Source organism: Pyrinomonadaceae bacterium (assembly GCA_036277115.1).
In the GTDB taxonomy this organism is placed as follows: Bacteria; Acidobacteriota; Blastocatellia; order Pyrinomonadales; family Pyrinomonadaceae; genus UBA11740.
Genome location: DASUNM010000023.1, coordinates 877,119 through 895,861 on the forward strand (window position 1 = coordinate 877,119; position 18,743 = coordinate 895,861).

Below are 18,743 nucleotides of genomic sequence, written 5' to 3' on the forward strand. Positions count from 1 at the left end.
GCTTGTTCTCTCGAGCATCCGTCAACTGTGACTGAGGATGCGAATGGCTTTGCTGGGCTTTTAAGCAAGCAATGTTCCCGTAGAGGAGGTCCGATCAACCCTTGTCTTTCTCGCCTCAATTTGGAGGTTTTCTAGTTTTTTAAGTGAGCAATCAGACAGATTTGCGGCTGAAATTTTGGTTTTTAGTCCAAAATCTTGGATGGCGATGAGTGGCGGGACAATGCGGAAGACTGATAGTGAAGAGTCAGTTAGCCCGCGCTTAGAACGCAGCACACTTGCCCTTCCCAACCGGCGGTAAGGTTCTGGGCGTGGGCGGTTGCACGGTTGTCGGAAGCCTCCAACCGGTTCCGCCGTCGTACTCAACCTGCTCAATCACGATGTCTGACACCGATGACTGGCGCGGGTTGGTGAACGCGACGTTCAGAACTTGCGCGGGGAACCAGACTTTCACGTTCCGTGATTGGCCAGGGGCAATTGGCAAGTGACAGTAGAATTGCTTCTCAAGCACGACTTGCGAATTACGTGTCGGCCGGTAAGCCCAAACGAGTTTTGTAATTGATCTAGGGCCTTCGTTGGCAATGCGGGCGCGGATTTCGTAACCCTGATACGCCCGCGACGGACGCGACCGAGCGCTGTTTCTACTTCTAACATCGAGCGCCCGCAGATCTCGTTGGCGCTGCTGTCCGTCCTCACGGATCTCTTTCAACGACGCGATTTCAGGAGAATCCGTCCGGTCTCGAGTTCCCCGGCCCAGCGTCGGATTTATCTTCGGCGGATAAACCGTGGACGCACGACTGTAGCCGCCAATCCGCTTCTCTTTTACCTTCAACGAGGTGACATTCAGACCAGATGCACCTTGCCCACTTGTCTGGGCTTGCGCAGGTACAATCCCGCAACATGCCAAAATGAATAGGCACCTTAATAACGTCATCTCTTTAGTGATCCAACTCATAGCCCCACACATCTTCCAGCTTCAACGTTCTGGGTCGCTTCAGCAGAAAAGGTTGCGGCATTCCAGCCGGGACGCAACCAGGTTGTGCCGTCGGCGTATTCGATCTTGTTGATGACGACGACGCCTTTCGAACTACCAGGTTTTTCGCTTGCGGTCGTGACGTCGACGACCCTGGAGGGAGCGAGTGAAGTATACAGATCGAATTGTTTCTTTTGGTTCGGCTTCGCGTTTATTACACAGAAGAAATGCCGGTCGGATGGGTCGGGGACACCGTTGGATTCGTATTCCCACGCAAAGCTCTTGATGGCCCGGCTGCCGTTGTTCTTAACTTCCAAATGATAGAAGTAAAGTTTCGCGGTCTTCTGTGTTGAAAGGGCCGCGTTCACTTCTGTAGTCCTCAGTTCTGCGCGTCGTTCAGCCATGTCGCGGCGATTGAGGACCTCTTGCGGCTCGTTGCGACGCTGTTGATTGATTCGAATCGGCTCGTTTCCCGACTCGTCAGTCTCATGCACCGAACGAACCATGCTGCTGCGTCTTTGGTACTCGCCACAGCTGAACTTCAACACCGCCAAATCCGATGACTGTGGGCCCGTCTGAGTCTGCGTTGCGATGAGCAGCAGACTCAATGATGAGAGCATCAGAAATTTCATTTTTCGTCTCTCGTTTTACACCCGCGACCCGGCTTTAAAGGCAGATAGGATGCACCAGCTTCCACACCCGGTTACTAATTAGTTTGGTTTTGGTGCTTCATTGCCAACGACAAACTCGGACGGGTCAACCGGTGCATTAAACGTAAACTCCGCCAGATTGAAAGTCCAGTTAAGCAGTAGCGGACGAGTATTAGACTGAACTGAGAGTTCAAATTTGTATACGTGCGGCAAATTCAAGCCACCCTCAGTTCTAAAGTCTGAAAATGCCTCGTAGACAGTCAGACGCTGCGGTGCGCCGCGCGCCTCACCCGCGCTGGGCAAACGGCCGGGTTGACCGGGTATTCTCTGCTGCGCCGTCGAGTAAAATGTCTTTTCATACTCAGTTCGCACGTGCTGAAAAGTTTCCGCGTCGAAGAAGAGCGTAATGTTCAACTCCGACCCCTTGCGCGGCCGATATTTGATCGCGTGTACGGGCCGGTCACCGATCTTCTTCGCTCCCGAATATTCGAGCTTCGGGTTTTTCTCCTGAAGGTTGAGAAGCGGCCACGACTCAGAGAGCACGCCGCCCACCAGGCCCTCGCCCACAATTCCCTCGTTTTCCGCAAAGAAGTGTTCCAGAGGCGTGTGACGGCCCGGACGAAATTGCGTGACCGTCGTCTTGCTACCGTCAAATCTGAACGACATGGTAGGTTCACCCGCATCGAAATTCATGGTCACCATGTTCTGGCTGCCGCGGGAGGCCAGGACGACACTGCCGGCTGAATTGCCGTTCCCGCCCTCCTTAACGATCACTTCAACACTTCCTTTTATTCGAGTGCCCTTTGCCCGCGCGCGCGCTTCGGCCGATCCGATCGATGCGGTGTGTTTTGCGACTACGTCAGCCGGTGTCAGCTTTTGTGAAGTGGCCGGCACCACGCATAAGCCGACGGCAAGAAAGACGAAAGCGGAGGAAATGAATGCCGGTGCTCGAAAGATTTTCATCGCGATTCTCCAGGGTGATGCAAACGACTCGGGCCGGGTGGCGATACGATATTCATTCCCCGGGCCACGGGCAATAAAAACTTGATCTTAAAAGAGAGCCGGGCGCTGCCTCGTAAGACAACGCCCGGGAAAGGAAAAGTTTTCGCGGCTGCTTAAAACCCAGCCACAGAGCGTGGCGTTAGAAAGTGACTTTCCACGCCCACTGAAGAATTCGGTTTTCGAACGCGGCGTTGATCTTCCCGAAATTAGTGTCGTTGATGTCGAGCACGTTCGGGACCGAGAAGTTGGTGTGATTGAAGACGTTGAAAGCCTCGAGCCGCAGCTCGACACCGATACGCTCCTTAAACCTCGTCCTCTTAATCAGCGCCGTGTCTACGTTCCAATAACCGGGACCGTCGACCGGTGTCAGGCTCAAGCCGCCAAAGGTTCCCGCTGTCGGGTGCGTAAAGATAGTCGAGCTGGCTCGTCCATCTGTCGCGATCCATGCGGGGTTAACCAGCAATGGAAGGCCCGTGCCGCTCGCGGCAAACACTCCGGTGCCGGCTTGCAGTTGAGCCAGGGTCAGCGTTGTGTTGGGCGTGTTATTGCCCGATCGAGCGCTGCGATTGACGGTTCCACGTCCGGAAATAAACGTAATCGGTCTTCCCGTTCTCCACTGGCCAATGCCACTAATCTGCCAGCCGCCGAGCAGCTTGCTGGTCCAGCCGCCGCCGTTCCCGAATCGCTTACCGGGACCGAACGGAAGCTCGTACACAAAGTTGCCTTTGAATACATGCTGGACGTCCTGATTGAGCCGCTTCTTCTCAAGCACGTCGCCAAGAGTGTTGTCCAGATGCGGACTAAACTCGGCTTGCGATTGTTCAGAATTGGTAAAGGCTTTGCTCCACGTATAGTTGATCTGATAGTACCAGCCACCGCTCAGGCGCTTGCGGACTTCAGCTTGCAATCCGTGATAGCTGGACCAACCACCGCTGCCAATGTAATCGGTAACAAACGCGTTGCCGTTGTGCGGCAGGAAGAAGCTGGGGCAAAGGGACCGGGCCCCGCCGGTGGCCGGGGTTACGCAAGGCTGCGACACATTCATGTACGTGTTCCGGGCTGAGACGTACGTGGAGGCTAATTCGCCAACCTGACCCTGAGAAATCAGGTTTCGAATTGTCGCGTTCCCCAGGTTGCCGCGGGCCTGTGCGCCGGCGCCGAGCCGCGGGAAGATTGTCAATACCTGGCAACCGGTTGCGAGCGCCATCGCCGCGGTGCAATCAGGGTTGCCAAACTGCGCCAGGTTGGATTGGGCGCGCCGGAAGTCATCAAAGAACCCATTCTGGAAAATGAGCACCTGATTCGTGTCGAGACCGCGAGTCAACTGCACTCCGCGATTGCCAACATAGCCAATCGAGAATGCGGTGTCCTTCATGAACTCACGCTCGATACCGAAGTTCCACTGAACTGCGTAAGGCGTCTTCAGCTCGTACTCGGTGGTGAAAAGTGTCGGGGTTTGGCTCAGGGTGAGTTGGTCAACCAAGGTGCGCGGAACTAAAAACGCAGGAATAGGCACGGGCACAATTCCACCCCCGCTAACGGTTCCGGTCAGAGTGGAAATCGTGACGGCTGACTGGAGTCCCGCGTTGCCGGCCACCGAGGCGTTGTTAAGCACCGTCGCGTTATTGTCGATGGCATAGGCGATAGAAAAGCCGCCGCGAACGGAAGTCTTGCCCGAGCTAAACGGATCCCAGGCAAAGCTGAAATTCGGGGCCCAGTTATCAAGATCCTTGGCCAGGAATTCTCGACCGGTGCCTTTACCGGCAAAGTCGAGGACCGCGTTCGGGTTGGCCAGGACATTCAGGGATAGATCCTTTGGCATCAGTCCAAGGCCGTCTCTCTCAGTCACCGGGCCAATGTACTCGTAGCGGATGCCGAGGTTGAGAGACAAATTCTCTCTCGCTCGCCAGGTATCCCCCACATAAAACGCCAATGTGTCGTAATCGAGGTGGCGGATTGAACCCACACCGCGGGTAAAGCCCGAGGTGCGGCTGGCCACGTTGAACGTCTCGCTGACACTGCTAACTGCACCCGTGAGCAGCCCCAACAAACCGGTTGCGGTACCAAACTGCGTGTCGGAAAGGCCGCCGGGGAAATTAGTTGTGTTATTCGCGAGCGGCATCGTGTTTGTGGTGGTATTGAAGCCCACCGTGAACTGCGGGACGATGCCGGCGTCGTTAAAGTTCAGGATCCTGACCCAACGCGCCGTGCCGCCGAATTTGATCACATGGTTACCCTTCACCCAGGATGCGTTATCAATCAGGTCGTGATTGCGTGGCGCGCGTCCCTGTTGCAGGAAGTTCTGAATCGGGGTCGTGATGAGCGGCAATGTCAGGCGATACCCTTCCGAAAAATCTTCCCGGTTAAAGAACGTCGGGGTGCTGGAAGAGAACCCAAACCTGAGTTCATTACTGATTGTGGAGGTCAGGCTCGAATGCCAGGCCAGCGCGTAGCGCGGACGTGCCGACTCCTGGCCACCGCCCGGCAAGCCCGGAAACTGCTCGCCGATGTTGTTCAACTGAACGTCATTGGGCAGTTTCGAAAGGAAGTGCGAATAGATGCCTTCGATTCGGTTGCTGGAATTAATGTCATAGTCGAGTCGAAATCCGATGTTCCGTCCCGTGCTTCCGTTGGGCGTATTGAAACGGAATCCCGCCGTGTTGCGCGTGTCGCCGAGAGTGGTGTTGTTCGACGCAGGTGTGAGAGCAATCAACTGGGCAATGCGCGGATCAATCGTACGGCCGGAGAGCGTTAGCAAATTGACCGTATTCAACTGACCATTGTCCGTTCTAACGTAGGTGAAGTTGCCCGTGCGCGCCCCCGCCAGGAGAACGGTGCGATTCGGCGTGAAGTCCTGCGTCGCATCGGTCATTTCATAGAAGAAATAGAAAAAGAGCTTCTTCTTCTCAGTCAAGCTTGGGCCACCTTCACCAAACCTTGGCAGCGCAAAAGGTCCGCCAACATTGAAACCATACTGATGCTGAAGCAGTTTTGGTTTCGCCAATCCACTCACGTTGTTGAAGAAGGTGTTGGCATCAAACTTATCGTTGCGGTAGAAGTCATAAACTTCGCCATGATAGCTGCTACCACCACGTGGTGTGGTGAATTTGATCTGCGCGATACCGAGTCCTTCATCGGGCCCCGCATTCTGCGTGGTCACCTGAAACTCAGCGACGCCGGCGACGCTCGGCGTGTTTACGCCGAACAGCGCATCGGTGCGCACCAGGTTGTCGTTGATCTCAATGCCATCCCAGGTGATGTTCGAAAACGATCCGCGCATGCCGTTGATCACGGACTGGCGGACGTTGGTATTCGTGTTCACGCCGGCCATGCCACCTGCGATATTGATCGGATTCCGACCATTGAGTGGCAGGTCTTGCACTTGTTTGACATCGACCGTGGTCGCCAGCTTCGCATCTTCGGTGCGAATCAAGCTCTGCGCCTCCGACGCAGTGACTGAGACTGTTTGTGTGACTTCTCCAGGTTCCAGCGTGACGTTAATTACCGCCGGCTTATCAATGTTTACCTGCAGGTCGATGACCTGAGCTTTCTTGAATCCGGTACGTTCAGCAACGATTGAGTAGGGGCCGGGCTGCACGTCCGTGAAATTGAAAACTCCTTCGTCGTTGGTCTGTACCGTACGCTCTTGTTTTGTTTTCAGGTCGGTCAGAACGACTTTGACGCCGGGGACTACGGCATCCGAAGTGTCTTTGACAGTGCCGGTGACACGGCTGTTTGACGTCTGTCCAAAGACTACGGATGCCGCCGAAAACACGAAGACTGCTAGGGCGATAACACTAATTCTCCTCATTGGTAGGCTCCTCCAAAGGTAGGTCAAGTTTTCCGCGTGTCCGCGCGCGCGTTTGGTACTGAACTCACGCAGAACGCGCGGTTGAAATGTTCAGCTGTTCGTCGAAACTCACAAGCCGTTGAACCACTCGAACGGCCACTGCGATCAGTTTGTTAAGGTTTTAGGCAAGCTATGTTCCGCCGGGGTTGTGTTCCTTACCGGACGTCGAAGATTAACTAAACAAGCATTTCCGCCCCGATTGAGCCTCCCGGCCCGATCGGTAGTAGACGAAAATTTGGGATTTGATCCAAAATCTTGGATGATGGAGGGCTGAGATAGAAACGCTCTTAACGGTGGGGTTTCGTCAAAGGCGATACTTCCGCAGTGCTTCCCAATTTTTTGGCAAAGCCTTACCAGGATGGGTGCTTCGGCAGGGAATTGTGGAGTAAGAAGAGTCGTCAGAGTCCGACGCACTGGCCGATTTCGACCTTCTTTGTGACCTCGTCGGAAAACGTCGCTTGCTTCCAACCGGGCCGTACCCAGCTGGGCCCTTCGGCGTATTCGACCTTATTGATAACTACGACACCCTTCTTGTCTGTCTTTTGACCTGCGGACGTGGCGTCTACCACTCGAGAGGGAGCAAAGGGCGCAAGCAAATCGAATTCTTTCTTATCGTTCGGCTTGGCGTTTACTGCGCAGTAAAACTGACGGTCCGAAGGGTCGGAAACGCCGCTCGATCGATACTCCCACGCAAAGCTCTTGATCTTGCGAGTGCCTGTATTCTTTACCTCCAAATGGTAAAGGTAGAGTTTATCTCCCTTGTTAGCTGAGTTGGCCGCGTTTATTTCGACACGCCTCAAGGCTATGCGCTGTTCATTCATTTCGCGCCGGGCCTTTTCTACGGCCGTTTCATTTCGCGGTATTACCGGCGTAGAGCGGATAGGTTCCATCGGTTGATCGGGCTCCAGTACGGATGAAACTACCTTGCTCGGCTCGCGGTAAATCCCAGCGCTGAACTTTACAACGGTCAGTGGAACCGTTTGCTGAGTTTCTGTTTGCGCCTGGGTCGCCACAACAAACGCGGTAATGATGATGCACAGCGCCGGTCTCATAACATCTCCTTGGAATATACCGCCGTAACTGACGTGTTGCTTTCTCGCAATCCGCGGGCCGTGAATTCCATCATGTCCCGCGGAACTGAAACGTTCGGCGCGATCCCTTCGGACCGTCCGGTCAGCCTCCCTCAACGTCGAACTCTTTGCCGCTCATCGATTGATTGAAACTGAACTTTTGCAGGCTGATAACCCAGTCCAGCAGCAATGGCGCATTCCCTGATGAAATTTGCAGCTCGAACTTGTACGTGTGCGGCAGCGTCAGGCCGTTTTCCTCTTTGAAGTCTAAAAACTCTTCGATGACCTTGTAACGGGTATCAAGACGGCTACTCGAGTCGATGGGGCGCGCTCCCATGGTGGCAGCAATCACGCGCTCATACTCGGTGCGGATGTGGCGGAAGTTCTCAGCGTCGAAGTAAAGCTTCATCTTGAGGCTTGCGCCCTTGTTTGGCGTGTACTTCAGTTCGTGCGCCAGCCGGCCGTCGATTTTTTTGGTGCCGCCGTACTCCAGCTTCGGCTTACGTTCCGCGACATTCAGCAGTGGCCACGACTGCGAAAGCGTGCCACCAACCAGTCCCTCTCTAAACATCTCATCATGAGTGCGGAAAAATTCGCCGAGCGGCGTTCGCACGCCCGGGCGGACCTCTTTCACGCTGAGCTTGCGGCCGTTGTAACCGATCCTCTCCAATGGATAGTCGGCCCGCTCAAAGGCCATCATAAGCAGGTTTTTGTCTCCTTCCGAGGCCATCAGGGCGCTTCCGACCAGGTTGCCTGTGCCGCCTTGTTTGAGCGTCATTGCAGAGACGCCATTAATGATCCGGTTGCGCGCGGCGGCGCGAGCCTCGGCCGTGCCGATTGAATCAAGGTGCTTTGCGACCAACTCTTCCGGCTTCATCTTCTGTTCGGCGGTGACCGGGACGGTAGTCACGCGCGCGGCGACAATGAAGAGGAACGCGACAACGAATGCGGCGAGGGCGCGTGGAACAAGACGAATATTTCTCACTGTTGAAAATCTCCTTAAATGCGTGAACTTCAGAGGTTGAACTATATCAGCGTCAATTCGGCCGCCTCTCATGTGAGTGCACTGAGGCAGGGGAGAGTTGCCTTGAAAACGCGGGCGGATTCTAACACGAGCGGCGCAACACACGCATGGCTCGCGCTGACCGCACTGGTGAAAAAAAAGGGCGACGCTCCTTGCCGGAAACGTCGCCCGAGGTTGGCGGCCATGATCATGCGATCAGGCCGGGTTAAGTTAGAACTTCAACTTCAGACCGAATTGCATCACTCGCGGCGCAAACGAGCTGGTGATCTGACCGAAGGCGCCCGAGTTGATGTTCTGCGTCTGGCTAACGTCGAAGGCCGTGTGGTTGAGGACATTAAAGGCCTCAGCACGGAACTCGAGGTTCACCTTTTCGGTGATACTCGTGGTCTTGATCATGCTCATGTCGAGGAAGAAGACCGACGGGCCACTGACCGGCGTAAGCTGCAAGCTGCCTACACTACCCGACAAGGGGTTGGTCAGGAACGGGTTTCCACCTGGCTCAGGAGCGGTCGCGTTGGCGCGAACGGCTGAGATCAAGGCCGGATCGAACAACACCGGACGACCGGTTGCGTCGAAGAACAGGCCGGTGCGGTCCTGTAGCTGCTGAACCGACAGCGTTGAGTTGACCGTATTGAGACCCGAGCGGCCTGCACGGTTAAGCGTGGATCGGGCCGAGATGATCGCGACCGGCTCGCCCGACTGCCAACGCATCAAGCCGTTAACACTCCAGCCGCCGAGGAGCTTGCCCGCTACTCCACCCCAGTTCGCCCATCGCTTGCCAGGGCCGAACGGTAAATCATAAACACCGTTAGCCTTGAACACGTGGGTAACGTCGTTGAAGCTACGCTGCTTTTCAATCTCCGTGCCGAATCCCAGGTCCTGCAGACCGGCGAAGTTGCTCTGGCTTCCTTCGAAGTCTGTCATCGCCCGGCTATACGTGTAGTTCGCCTGGAAGTAGAGGCCGTCGCTAAAGCGGCGGCGAACTTCCGTCTGCAAACCGTGATACCACGAGTTGGCGCCATTGATATAGGCGTCAGCGATGAAGGTGTTCGGGTTAGGCAGGAAGTCGGTGACCGGAATCGTCGACACGCCTGCGCCAAAGAAGAACGTACGGTTTGCGCCCGCATAGAACTCAGCCAGCGCACCGGCCTGTCCCTGCGAGATCAAATTGCGCACGCTCGCGTCAGTTAAGAACCCGTTCAAGCCCAGACCAGCGCCCAGGAGCGGAAGGTAGGTCAGTGCCTGACGGCCGGGGCACGCCACCGCCGTTGGGTTCGGGTTACCGGCGCAATTCGTCATGTTGAACTGCGCGCGACGGAAGTCGGCCAGGTACGCGCTGTCGCGCACCTTCAACTGGTTGTAGTCGATTCCGCGCGTCAGCTTCGTACCACGGTTGCCGACGTAGCGGACTTCAAGCGCGGTATCGGCGAAAATTTCGCGCTCGATACCGAAGTTCCACTGCTGGACGTAAGGCGTCTTGAAGTTCGGCTCAAACGTAAAGAACGCACTGGCAAATCCAAAGTCCGTCAGGTTCTGTGCGACGGTCCGCGGAACCTGGAAGACTGGTGGCGCGATAAGCGGGACGCCACCGCCGCCACCGGCGACTGTGCGGCCGGCCACTGAGGCGCCGGTTAGTGTGCGCGTCGTGCCGACCAGGCCCGGGTTGCCGCGGATGGCGTTCAGCACCGTGGTGATGTTGTTGTCGATCACATACGAGATCGAGTAGCCACCACGGATCGAGGTCCTGCCGTCTTCCCACGGATCCCACGCGAAGCTGAAGTGCGGCGCGAAGTTATTCGTGTCGTTGTTGAAGAAACCGCGACGGTCTCCGCCGGAGGCGAAGTCGAGCACGGCGTTCTGTTGCAACACGCTCATTTCAGTGTTCGTCGGCATCAGCACGAGGCCGAGGCGCTCCGAGGGCACCGAGATGAACTCATAGCGCACGCCCAGGTTAAGCGACAAGTTGCTTCTGAAACGCCACGTGTCCTGCGCGTAACCTGCGAGGCCGAAATAGCGGAAGTCCTGTTGCTGGGTGGCACCCGCGACGTAGCCCTGGGTGCGTGTGGCGGCGTTGAATGTCTGCGTGCCCTGCGAAATCGGGCCCGTCAGAATTGCCAGCACGCTGCTGGCGGTGCCGAGGTCCGTGGCGCCGATGCCGCCGGGGAACAAACCAGCCGACAGCGGAGTGGGCGTGCCCGTGGCACTAAACCCGATGTTGTACGAGGGCAGAATGCCCGCGTCGTTATAGGGTCTAATGTAGTTGTCACGGAAGTTGCCGCCAAAGCGAAGGGTGTGATTGCCCTTCACCCACGATGCGTTGTCGATCCACTCCCACGTCTTCACGTCGCGTCCCTGCGGCAGGAAGTTATCCTCCGAGTCAGAGATGAGCGGCTGGACGAGCTGATAACCGCGGCTAAAGGTTTCGTTCGTAAAGAACTGAACGTTGTAGAAGTTGAAGCCGAAACGGGCTTCGTTGCTGATCGAGTTCGTCGGGGCCCACTGCCACGCGAACGAACCGCGCGGACGAATCGAATCCTGTCCGTCGCCAGGGGCGCCGGGGAACGGCTCTCCGCCTGAGTTCGGAAACAGGAAGGTGAAGCGGTTGAAGATCGCTTCAATTCGGTTGCGCGAGTTGATGTCATAGTCAACGCGAAAACCCCAAAGGTCACTCGTGCTGCCTTGCGGCGTGTTGAAACGGAATGTGCCGGTGTTCGACAGCGTTCCGGAGTTCGGAACGTTCGCATTAAACAGGTCGCCCGTTGTCGGGTCATTAGGCAGCGGCGCTCGGCGCGCGAGTTCCGCAGTGATCGGGTCAACCGGGCGGCCCGTCAGGGTCAGCAGGTTGATGGTTTGAATAGATCCGTTCGTGACGCCCGGAGGACACGCCGGCGCGGTGCCCGCGCCGCAGGTTGCGCGATAGCGGAAGATGCCATTGCGCGCATCGTTCCTCAGGAAAGTGCGAGTGACGCTGGCTTCCTGCTTGGTGCGCGTGCCTTCATAGAAGAAGAAGAAGAACAGCTTGTCTTTGCCGTACCACGAATCGCCGCCTTCTCCGAACCTCGGGATCCGCATCGGACCGCCGATGTTAAAGCCGAACTGGTTCTGAAGTAGCACCGGGCGCGGCAGGCGTAAGTCGCCGACCTGCGCGCGGCCGGAAACAACTGCCAAGTCGGAAGCCACAAAGCGACCGGCGGCGTTGTTAAAGAAGGTGTTGGCGTCCAGGACGTTGTTGCGATGGAACTCAAAGAGTTGGCCATGGAACTCGCCGGTACCGCGCGGGGTAACGAGCTTCAGCTGCGCCACACCCAAACCGTCGGCGGCGCTCGCGTTCTGCGTCGTCAGCGTGAACTCCGAAACGCTCGCCACACTCGGGGCGGCGACGCCGAAGAAGCTGTCCGTGCGAATGAAGTTATCGTTGATGTTGATGCCATCCCACGTCAGGTTGGTGAACGTGCCGCGCAGACCGTTAACCGATGCCGTGCGCGTGCCTGAGCCGCTTGAGTTGACGCCAGCCTGAAGTCCGGCGAGCGTGAGCGGGTTACGACCGTTGAGCGGCAGGTCTTGAATCTGACGCTCGAGAACGGTGTTCTTCAACTCTGCGTTCTCGGTGTGGACGACCGCCTGCGCGTCGGACGCGGTGACCGTCACCGTCTCGCCGACGCCACCGACTTCCATGTCGATGTTGACGGTTGACGTCTCGTTGATGTTGACGGTCAGATCGGGCACCGTCGTTTTCTTGAAACCTGAGGCCTCAACGTCGACGGTGTAAACACCGGCGCGTAAATCGTTAAAGGCGAAGCTGCCGTCATCGCCGGTAGTGGCTGTCTTGACGGCCTTGGTGGCACTGTCTGTTAGCGTCACCGTGGCGCCCGTGATGGCCGCGCCTTGCGGGTCTTTTACGGTACCGCTGACACGCGTGACGCTGCCTTGGGCGAAGGCGCTGGAGGCGATGAGGCCACAAAGCGCAATCGCCACCATAAATCGAGCAAATGCGTTACTGAACATTCCAAATCTCCTTTTGCTGGTTATTCCTTCGGATCAAATGACTAAAGGGCACGAATGGTTGAAAGTTCTGCAAGAATTATGCCGACTGGGGAACGCGGCTCAAAAGCGTCGAAACCTCTTATTTACACGGCGGGGAAGATATTGTTAAGTCCAAAATATTGATGATTTTGGATCGATTTACAAATCCATGAACGGAGTGATCGACCCACGCTTGTCATCGCTTCACTAAACGTACAAATTCTTGGATCTTTTTTCGCAGTCGATTGATTCAGCAAGCCGCGAAAAGGATCGTTGTGGGAATGAAATTTATCGTCGCGAATACGAAGGTCCTGGCAGGCACTTAAGCCTTTCAACGGTGACGGTGAGATCAAAGTCCGGTGACGTACGTCATGTTCCTTTCACGACCTGGAACTCCATCTGAAGCTCTTTCCCGCGAAAGACCATGTTTAGGTAGAACTCCCAGAATTTTCTGGTGAAGCGAAACGACGGCCAGCGCTGGTCGAGGTTTACCAGAAACTCCAGTCCGATCGCGCGCCAGAGGTTGGCCAGGGTCACGTAAGTGCGGATGGCTTTGAGGCGAACTTCGGTGTAGAAGGGAAAGAGTTGGCGATCGTCGATGAAACAGTTGAACGAGTAGCTATTAAAATGATTACGGTGCGTCGGGTCGGTCGCCCAGTCGGGATTTGTGTAATGCGGCGTCACGATCATGAGGCGGGCGCCCGGCTTCGCGATGCGATGTAGCTCAGTGACCAGCGACATCACGTCCGGCACATGCTCAATCACGTGCCGGCAAACAATCTCGTCAAATTCGTTGTCAGGGAATGGATACGGCACAACGCCGAGGTCGTGCACTACATCGGCGTGCGCCCGCGGATTCGAATCGATGCCGATTGCGCCCGGGACTTTGTTCCAGCCGCAGCCGACGTCAAGGATCTTGCGAGCCGGGTTTACTTTGTCGTCGGCGTTCGTCATGCGAAGGAATCAATTCTTCTTATTGGCTTTAATGTAGCCTTCCAACTTCTGCCGCTCGGGATAGTTCGGTTGCTTCTTGAGAAACTCCTCGTACTCAAGCGCCGCTTTCTCTTTAGAACCCCCCGCGTCGTAGATCCAAGCGAGGCGCAAATGAGCCTGGGGATAACCCAACCCGGCGGCCGAATTCAGATGAAGAATTGCCTTGGGTCGCTGGTCCATTTGCGCGTAGGCGTCACCGAGGAGCAGATTCGCTTCGCCCGAATCGGGTTGCAATCCGACGAGCTTTGTCAGAGGTTCGACTGCGTCAGCAAATCTCTTTTGTTTTAGTCGCAGCCTGCCAAAATCGAGCAGTGCGAGCGCGAAGTTCGGCCGTGCTGACAGCGCGCTCAGATACGCCTGCTCTGCTTCATCATACTTTCCCTGGCTGCCGAGGAGCGTTCCCAAAATTGTCTGGGCTTGATAGTCAGCTTTGTCGCTGGCCACCATCTGCCTCAACAAAGAGATTGCCTGATCGTAATTCTTATCGACGACCGCGTCTTCTGCTTTCTTGAACAGCCGCTTGTTGGTGACGGTTCGTTCATGAACATCAGCAGCCGAGATCGTGCCACCCTTCGCAGCATCACTTAGCGGCTGCCACTCGAACGCAATGTCGTGCTGAAGTCCGTATGGCGCATGCAGGGACGACAATATTATACGGGTTCGCGACACTTCATGATGATCGACTTCGACGGCCAATTCATACTCACCTGGCGGCAAATCGGAAAAGCGGTAACGGCCGCCGCTAATGACCGTCTGTCTTCCGAATTCAGGGCCGGTCGGGCGCGCGCGTTCCTTATCGGACGGGCGGAAGAGGATCACGCTCGCCTGAGGAGGGGTGGCGCGCTGGGCGGCTCCTTTGACCGTGATCTTAACTTCACCGAATATACTCGGATTGTCTCTTTGGGCGAGGCCACAAATACTGGCCGTTAGAATCACAGAGCAAACACCGGCGAGTCGAAAAAATTTAATAGTCATGATCCCACCGCACAGCAACGCCGAGCCAACGGTTGGCTGTGACTAAATCAATTTGGGTTCGCGATCATCGAGGCAAGCCCCTGGAAATCATGGGCGTACACAGGCACATCAAAATTCTCGCACAACTCCTCGAACCGCATGCCGTCGAGCATTACTGGTTCGTCGCTCTTCAGTGCGACTTTCGGAATAATGACAAAGTCGCCTGACACCTGGCGACGGGCAGCGACAAAATCACCGCCGGTGAGTAAGCCGGCCACGCTCACATCGCCGCCAAAGTATTCGTTGGCCACACCCAGAACAGTGACGCTGGTTCCGAAACGCTGATTAACTCGGTCGATGAGTTTCGTCAACACGGGAGCGAATAGCGTTCCGGTCATAATCGTTCCCGAAAGAGGCTTCGCTGACGGACGGACTGAACCGCGTTCCAGCCTGCGCATCAGAGATTCGAACTCAGTCGCGAAGCTGCGCACCATGCCGATGCCGTCTTCAATCTGCGGATACTCGCCATAATGTTTGCGCGCAGGAATCGCGCGGCCGGCCTTGAGATAGATCTCGTCGCCAAGAAAAGCGAACGTTGTTCCCAGTCGCCCGCGGAGGTCGCGCTGCATCTCAGACACTGCGCGAATCGTTTCGCGGCAAAACTCAGGCGTGACCGGCGTCAGTCGCGGATCATTCAAGTATCTAGTCAAACCCAGCGGCACGATCGCGACGCTGGTAACTTTCGGATGCAGCGCGGCGAGGTCGTTAACGGTGCGTTTCAAAATCTCGCCATCATTAATCTTCGGACAGAGCACGACCTGAGCGTGAATTTCAATTCCCGCGTCCATCAGCCGTTGCAGCTTCCCGGAAATGTCTGCCCTCGTTTTGTCGACCCCCAGGAGGTAGGCGCGCACGTCGAGATCGGTGGCGTGGACTGAGACGTATTGCGGGGTCAGGCGCTGTTCGATGACGCGCTTCATCTCGTCCTCGCTGATCGAAGTCAGCGTGGTGTAGTTGCCGTAAAGGAACGACAGCCGCACGTCTTCGTCACGCACGAACAGCGACGGCCGCGCCGTTTCCGGATTTCCTTTGCAAAAGCAAAACAGGCATTCGTTGGCGCACTGGCGCGGCACGATCTGCTCGAAACTGATTCCCAAGTCCTCAGATTCGTCGCGTTCAATATTAAGTTCCCAGTCTTCGCCGCTGCTTTTGCGCACGTCGATTGTCAGTTCAGTTTCGCCGGCGGTGTGAAAGCGGAAATCGAGATAATCCCGCACCGCGCGCCCGTTCACCCGCATGATTCGATCACCGCGTTCCAGTTCCAGCTCCGCGGCGATTGTTCCCGGTGACACTTCAAAAATCTCGACACCGCGACGGCGGAGTTGGGTTACTGCTGGTGTGACGGCAAATTCGTACATGAAAAATATCTAGCTTCGTCGGCGACTATCGGTAGTACAGGACCGGGATCGTAAAGGACGTATGCGTCGTATAGACCTATGGGTCCTATGAGTCCCATAAGGCTTACCTCATGAACCCACGAGTATAACAAAGGCGCGACCGTTTCCCATTTCGGTAAACCCGTTGACAAGTCCGAAAGCGCAGCTTAATCTCAGATTTACTGAACTAAGTTGTTGACTCGCCTCTTTTCAAATCGCGTCCCCAATCATGAGTGAAGACGAATCATCGCCATTGCGCGAGGCGGCGACCAACGGCGCCGACTCGCAACCTTGCGTGCTGCTGGTAGAGGACGATCGGTCGGTCAGGCGATATCTGGAGGTCACGCTTCAGCGTTCTGGTTATCGTGTGCTGACGGCTGAGGACGGTCTGGAAGCAATGAAGGTGGCCATGTCTGCGGCGATCGACGTCGTGGTCACGGACGCCATCATGCCGAACTTGAGCGGCCAACAACTCGCCGCGTTTCTCCGGAAAAATCCGAAGCTCTCGAGTATTCCGATCGTGCTGCTAACCGGCCAGGAGAATAGAGCAGCTTCGTCCAATGTTGAGGTGATGATTGACGCGTTCCTCTACAAGCCGGTAAAGGCCGATGACTTGAAAGCGTGCCTGAAAACCGTCCTCGGGAAATAATTCAACATCTCGTCCGTTACGGCTCGCTTCGCGGTAGGCTAAGCCTGGTTTCTTTTAAGTGCGAAAACGTTTCGGAAACCCGTTCTCAGATTCTTGATCCGCCCACCGCTCTGAAGCTAGCTTTGGCCGCGTAACGTCTCTTCCGCACGCTTGTCCGACCGGGAAGCTCTGGTATATTCGGTGGGCCGTCCTGCCGAGCAGCATGCGGTCGATCGAGCGAGGTAGAGCTATCGTGAATGGAGTCGTATTGAGCAAAATCGCACTTTCCCGTCGGGCTATCGAAACGCCGGCATCTCCGATTCGAAGGCTGGTGCCGTACGCCGACCGGGCCAAGGCCCGCGGCATCAAGGTCTATCACTTGAACATTGGCCAGCCGGATATCGAGACTCCGGCCGAGATGATGGACGGATATCGGAACGTCGATATCAAGGTGCTCTCTTACGGGCCGTCGCAGGGCTTGAAGGAATATATTGACGCGCTGGTTCTTTACTATAGGGGCGTAGGGATAGAAGTTCGGGCTCAGGACATTCTGGTGACGACCGGCGGCAGCGAGGCAATAATGTTCGCGCTGGACACGGTGGCTGATGCCGGTGACGAAGTCATTGTCCCGGAACCTTTCTACACCAACTATGCGGGATTCGCGTCAACTGCCAGCGTCAAGCTCGTTCCGGTGACATGTCTGGCCGAGACGGGTTTTGCCCTGCCAGCCAAAGCGGAGTTCGAAAGAGCCATCACCAGCAGAACCCGAGCAATCATTTATTCCAACCCGGGGAACCCGACGGGTGCGGTCTTCACCCGAAGTGAACTGGAAATGCTCGCGGAGTTATGCGTCGAGCACGGGCTCTACCTAATCGGCGACGAGGCGTACCGCGAGTTCATCTACGACGACGACACCGAACACACGAGTGTCCTCAATCTACCCGGGATCGAAGACCGGGCTATTTTGGTGGATAGCGTGTCCAAGCGTTACAGCGCATGTGGGGCTCGGATCGGCTGCGTCATCAGCCGGAATGCGGAGTTGATGGCCGCAGTATTGAAGTTTGGACAGGCGCGGCTTTGCCCACCGACGGTGGACCAGTTGGCGGCGATGGCTGCGGTGAAGGTGCCGGACAGCTACTTCGCCGAGACGCGTCGCGAATACCAAAGCCGCCGAGACCTGGTATGCGATGCAATCGCGAAGATACCGGGGGCGGTCTGCCTCAAGCCGCGGGGCGCATTCTACGTTATGCCCAAGTTACCGATTCGCGACGGCGAAGAATTCGCGATCTTCATGCTGGAAGAGTTTCAGCTCGACAATGAGACGGTGATGGTGGCGCCGGCCGAAGGATTCTACGGGACCCCAGGCATGGGCAAGGATGAGGTTCGCATCGCCTATGTACTCAACTGCGATGATCTGGCGCGGGCCATGAAGATCCTCGCGGCTGGGGTGGAAGCGTACAACCGAAGTAGATGACCGCGTTACTTACGGCTTTGCCGTTGGTGACGGCGTCGCTTTCGACGCGGGCGCTTCGATCTTCAAACTGTTGCGCACTGCCTCCCACGTCGGCGCGGCTTTCTTGGTGGCCTTGTCCGGCCCGAACAAGGTCAGCACAACCAGGCGTTCCCCCACGGTCACCCAGTAAATCCCCGCCTCACCAGGTTCACGATCGAGTACCGCGGTGATGCGCACGCCTTCCGCGTCAGCGCCGGCGATCTTCGTAGTTGCCGTAACGCGCTCGGGCTTTGCGCCCATCCCGACGAACTGTTTCTCCGTGTAAGCCAGATAAGGCTCAATGATCTTGGCCTTTGCGAGGGCCAGTTTGTCGGGGGTGTTTACCTTGCCGCGGTGGACGAAGAACTTGATCATCGCACCACTATCGTCACCCGGACTCAGGGTGAGTTGCTGTGCGTCAGAGTTGCTTTCGTCGACAATCGTCCAACCGTTCGGATAGTCGAACGACAGCCCGTCTTTCGTAAAGTGTTTGTTGTTTTGCGCCGCGACGCCGACGGCCATCACCAACGCGAACGCAAAAACGCAGACAATTGCTCGCTTCATTTCTCCTCCAACTGCAGGTTCAGGGTTCAAACTTTAGTTCGTTTTCGAAAAAGCGGCAACCGCCGGCCGTTCACGCTGGGACGATTG

At 56.4% G+C, this 18,743-nt stretch carries 13 protein-coding genes; 2 read left to right on the plus strand and 11 right to left on the minus strand.

Features of this window, described 5'->3' with window-relative positions; genetic code table 11:
- Positions 1-259 precede the first annotated feature (259 nt).
- The 10 genes from VFX97_10590 to VFX97_10635 all read right to left on the minus strand — a co-directional run bounded on the left by VFX97_10590 (position 260) and on the right by VFX97_10635 (position 15,954).
- The gene (locus tag VFX97_10590) at positions 260-931 is read right to left on the minus strand and encodes a hypothetical protein (protein ID HEX5703635.1); all 672 of its coding nucleotides are present in this window, start codon (positions 929-931) and stop codon (positions 260-262) included.
- 17 nt (positions 932-948) lie between these two features.
- On the minus strand, positions 949-1,602 hold the full coding sequence (locus VFX97_10595; protein HEX5703636.1) for a hypothetical protein: 654 nt from the start codon (positions 1,600-1,602) through the stop codon (positions 949-951).
- A gap of 78 nt (positions 1,603-1,680) precedes the next feature.
- The gene (locus VFX97_10600; GenBank protein HEX5703637.1) at positions 1,681-2,583 is read right to left on the minus strand and encodes a hypothetical protein; all 903 of its coding nucleotides are present in this window, start codon (positions 2,581-2,583) and stop codon (positions 1,681-1,683) included.
- 178 nt (positions 2,584-2,761) lie between these two features.
- Positions 2,762-6,433 carry a TonB-dependent receptor gene (locus VFX97_10605; GenBank protein HEX5703638.1) on the minus strand — a complete coding sequence of 1,224 codons (3,672 nt, stop codon included), beginning with the start codon at positions 6,431-6,433 and terminating at the stop codon, positions 2,762-2,764.
- 437 nt (positions 6,434-6,870) lie between these two features.
- Positions 6,871-7,524, minus strand: a complete 654-nt coding sequence (locus VFX97_10610; GenBank protein HEX5703639.1) for a hypothetical protein — start codon at positions 7,522-7,524, stop codon at positions 6,871-6,873.
- 121 nt (positions 7,525-7,645) lie between these two features.
- Positions 7,646-8,527 (minus strand): hypothetical protein, encoded by an 882-nt coding sequence (locus VFX97_10615; GenBank protein HEX5703640.1) that lies wholly within the window; start codon positions 8,525-8,527, stop codon positions 7,646-7,648.
- 249 nt (positions 8,528-8,776) lie between these two features.
- Complete coding sequence (locus VFX97_10620) at positions 8,777-12,571, minus strand: TonB-dependent receptor (protein ID HEX5703641.1); 3,795 nt, start codon at positions 12,569-12,571, stop codon at positions 8,777-8,779.
- Between the two features lie 387 nt (positions 12,572-12,958).
- Entirely contained in the window at positions 12,959-13,543 is a 585-nt protein-coding gene (locus tag VFX97_10625) for a class I SAM-dependent methyltransferase (protein ID HEX5703642.1), read from the minus strand.
- A gap of 9 nt (positions 13,544-13,552) precedes the next feature.
- Positions 13,553-14,557: a tetratricopeptide repeat protein gene (locus VFX97_10630; protein ID HEX5703643.1), complete on the minus strand. Its 1,005-nt coding sequence runs from the start codon at positions 14,555-14,557 to the stop codon at positions 13,553-13,555.
- Between the two features lie 47 nt (positions 14,558-14,604).
- Positions 14,605-15,954, minus strand: a complete 1,350-nt coding sequence (locus tag VFX97_10635) for a DUF512 domain-containing protein (GenBank protein ID HEX5703644.1) — start codon at positions 15,952-15,954, stop codon at positions 14,605-14,607.
- Positions 15,955-16,201: 247 nt separating this feature from the next.
- Here VFX97_10635 and VFX97_10640 point away from each other — a divergent pair, with 247 nt between their 5' ends.
- The gene (locus VFX97_10640; GenBank protein HEX5703645.1) at positions 16,202-16,621 is read left to right on the plus strand and encodes a response regulator; all 420 of its coding nucleotides are present in this window, start codon (positions 16,202-16,204) and stop codon (positions 16,619-16,621) included.
- Between the two features lie 247 nt (positions 16,622-16,868).
- On the plus strand, positions 16,869-18,074 hold the full coding sequence (locus VFX97_10645; protein HEX5703646.1) for a pyridoxal phosphate-dependent aminotransferase: 1,206 nt from the start codon (positions 16,869-16,871) through the stop codon (positions 18,072-18,074).
- 9 nt (positions 18,075-18,083) lie between these two features.
- Here the strand turns inward: VFX97_10645 and VFX97_10650 are convergent, their stop codons facing one another.
- A complete protein-coding gene (locus VFX97_10650; GenBank protein HEX5703647.1) occupies positions 18,084-18,656 on the minus strand; it encodes a hypothetical protein in 573 nt (190 codons plus the stop codon).
- Positions 18,657-18,743: the final 87 nt, after the last annotated feature.

What these genes read in the sequence shown, in the direction of transcription:
- VFX97_10640 (HEX5703645.1), top strand. Translation starts at nt 16,202, where the DNA reads ATGAGTGAAGACGAATCATCGCCATTGCGCGAGGCGGCGACCAACGGC.
- VFX97_10605 (HEX5703638.1), bottom strand. Translation starts at nt 6,433, where the DNA reads ATGAGGAGAATTAGTGTTATCGCCCTAGCAGTCTTCGTGTTTTCGGCG.
- VFX97_10620 (HEX5703641.1), bottom strand. Translation starts at nt 12,571, where the DNA reads ATGTTCAGTAACGCATTTGCTCGATTTATGGTGGCGATTGCGCTTTGT.
- VFX97_10630 (HEX5703643.1), bottom strand. Translation starts at nt 14,557, where the DNA reads ATGACTATTAAATTTTTTCGACTCGCCGGTGTTTGCTCTGTGATTCTA.
- VFX97_10625 (HEX5703642.1), bottom strand. Translation starts at nt 13,543, where the DNA reads ATGACGAACGCCGACGACAAAGTAAACCCGGCTCGCAAGATCCTTGAC.
- VFX97_10650 (HEX5703647.1), bottom strand. Translation starts at nt 18,656, where the DNA reads ATGAAGCGAGCAATTGTCTGCGTTTTTGCGTTCGCGTTGGTGATGGCC.
- VFX97_10595 (HEX5703636.1), bottom strand. Translation starts at nt 1,602, where the DNA reads ATGAAATTTCTGATGCTCTCATCATTGAGTCTGCTGCTCATCGCAACG.
- VFX97_10600 (HEX5703637.1), bottom strand. Translation starts at nt 2,583, where the DNA reads ATGAAAATCTTTCGAGCACCGGCATTCATTTCCTCCGCTTTCGTCTTT.
- VFX97_10610 (HEX5703639.1), bottom strand. Translation starts at nt 7,524, where the DNA reads ATGAGACCGGCGCTGTGCATCATCATTACCGCGTTTGTTGTGGCGACC.
- VFX97_10590 (HEX5703635.1), bottom strand. Translation starts at nt 931, where the DNA reads ATGACGTTATTAAGGTGCCTATTCATTTTGGCATGTTGCGGGATTGTA.
- VFX97_10635 (HEX5703644.1), bottom strand. Translation starts at nt 15,954, where the DNA reads ATGTACGAATTTGCCGTCACACCAGCAGTAACCCAACTCCGCCGTCGC.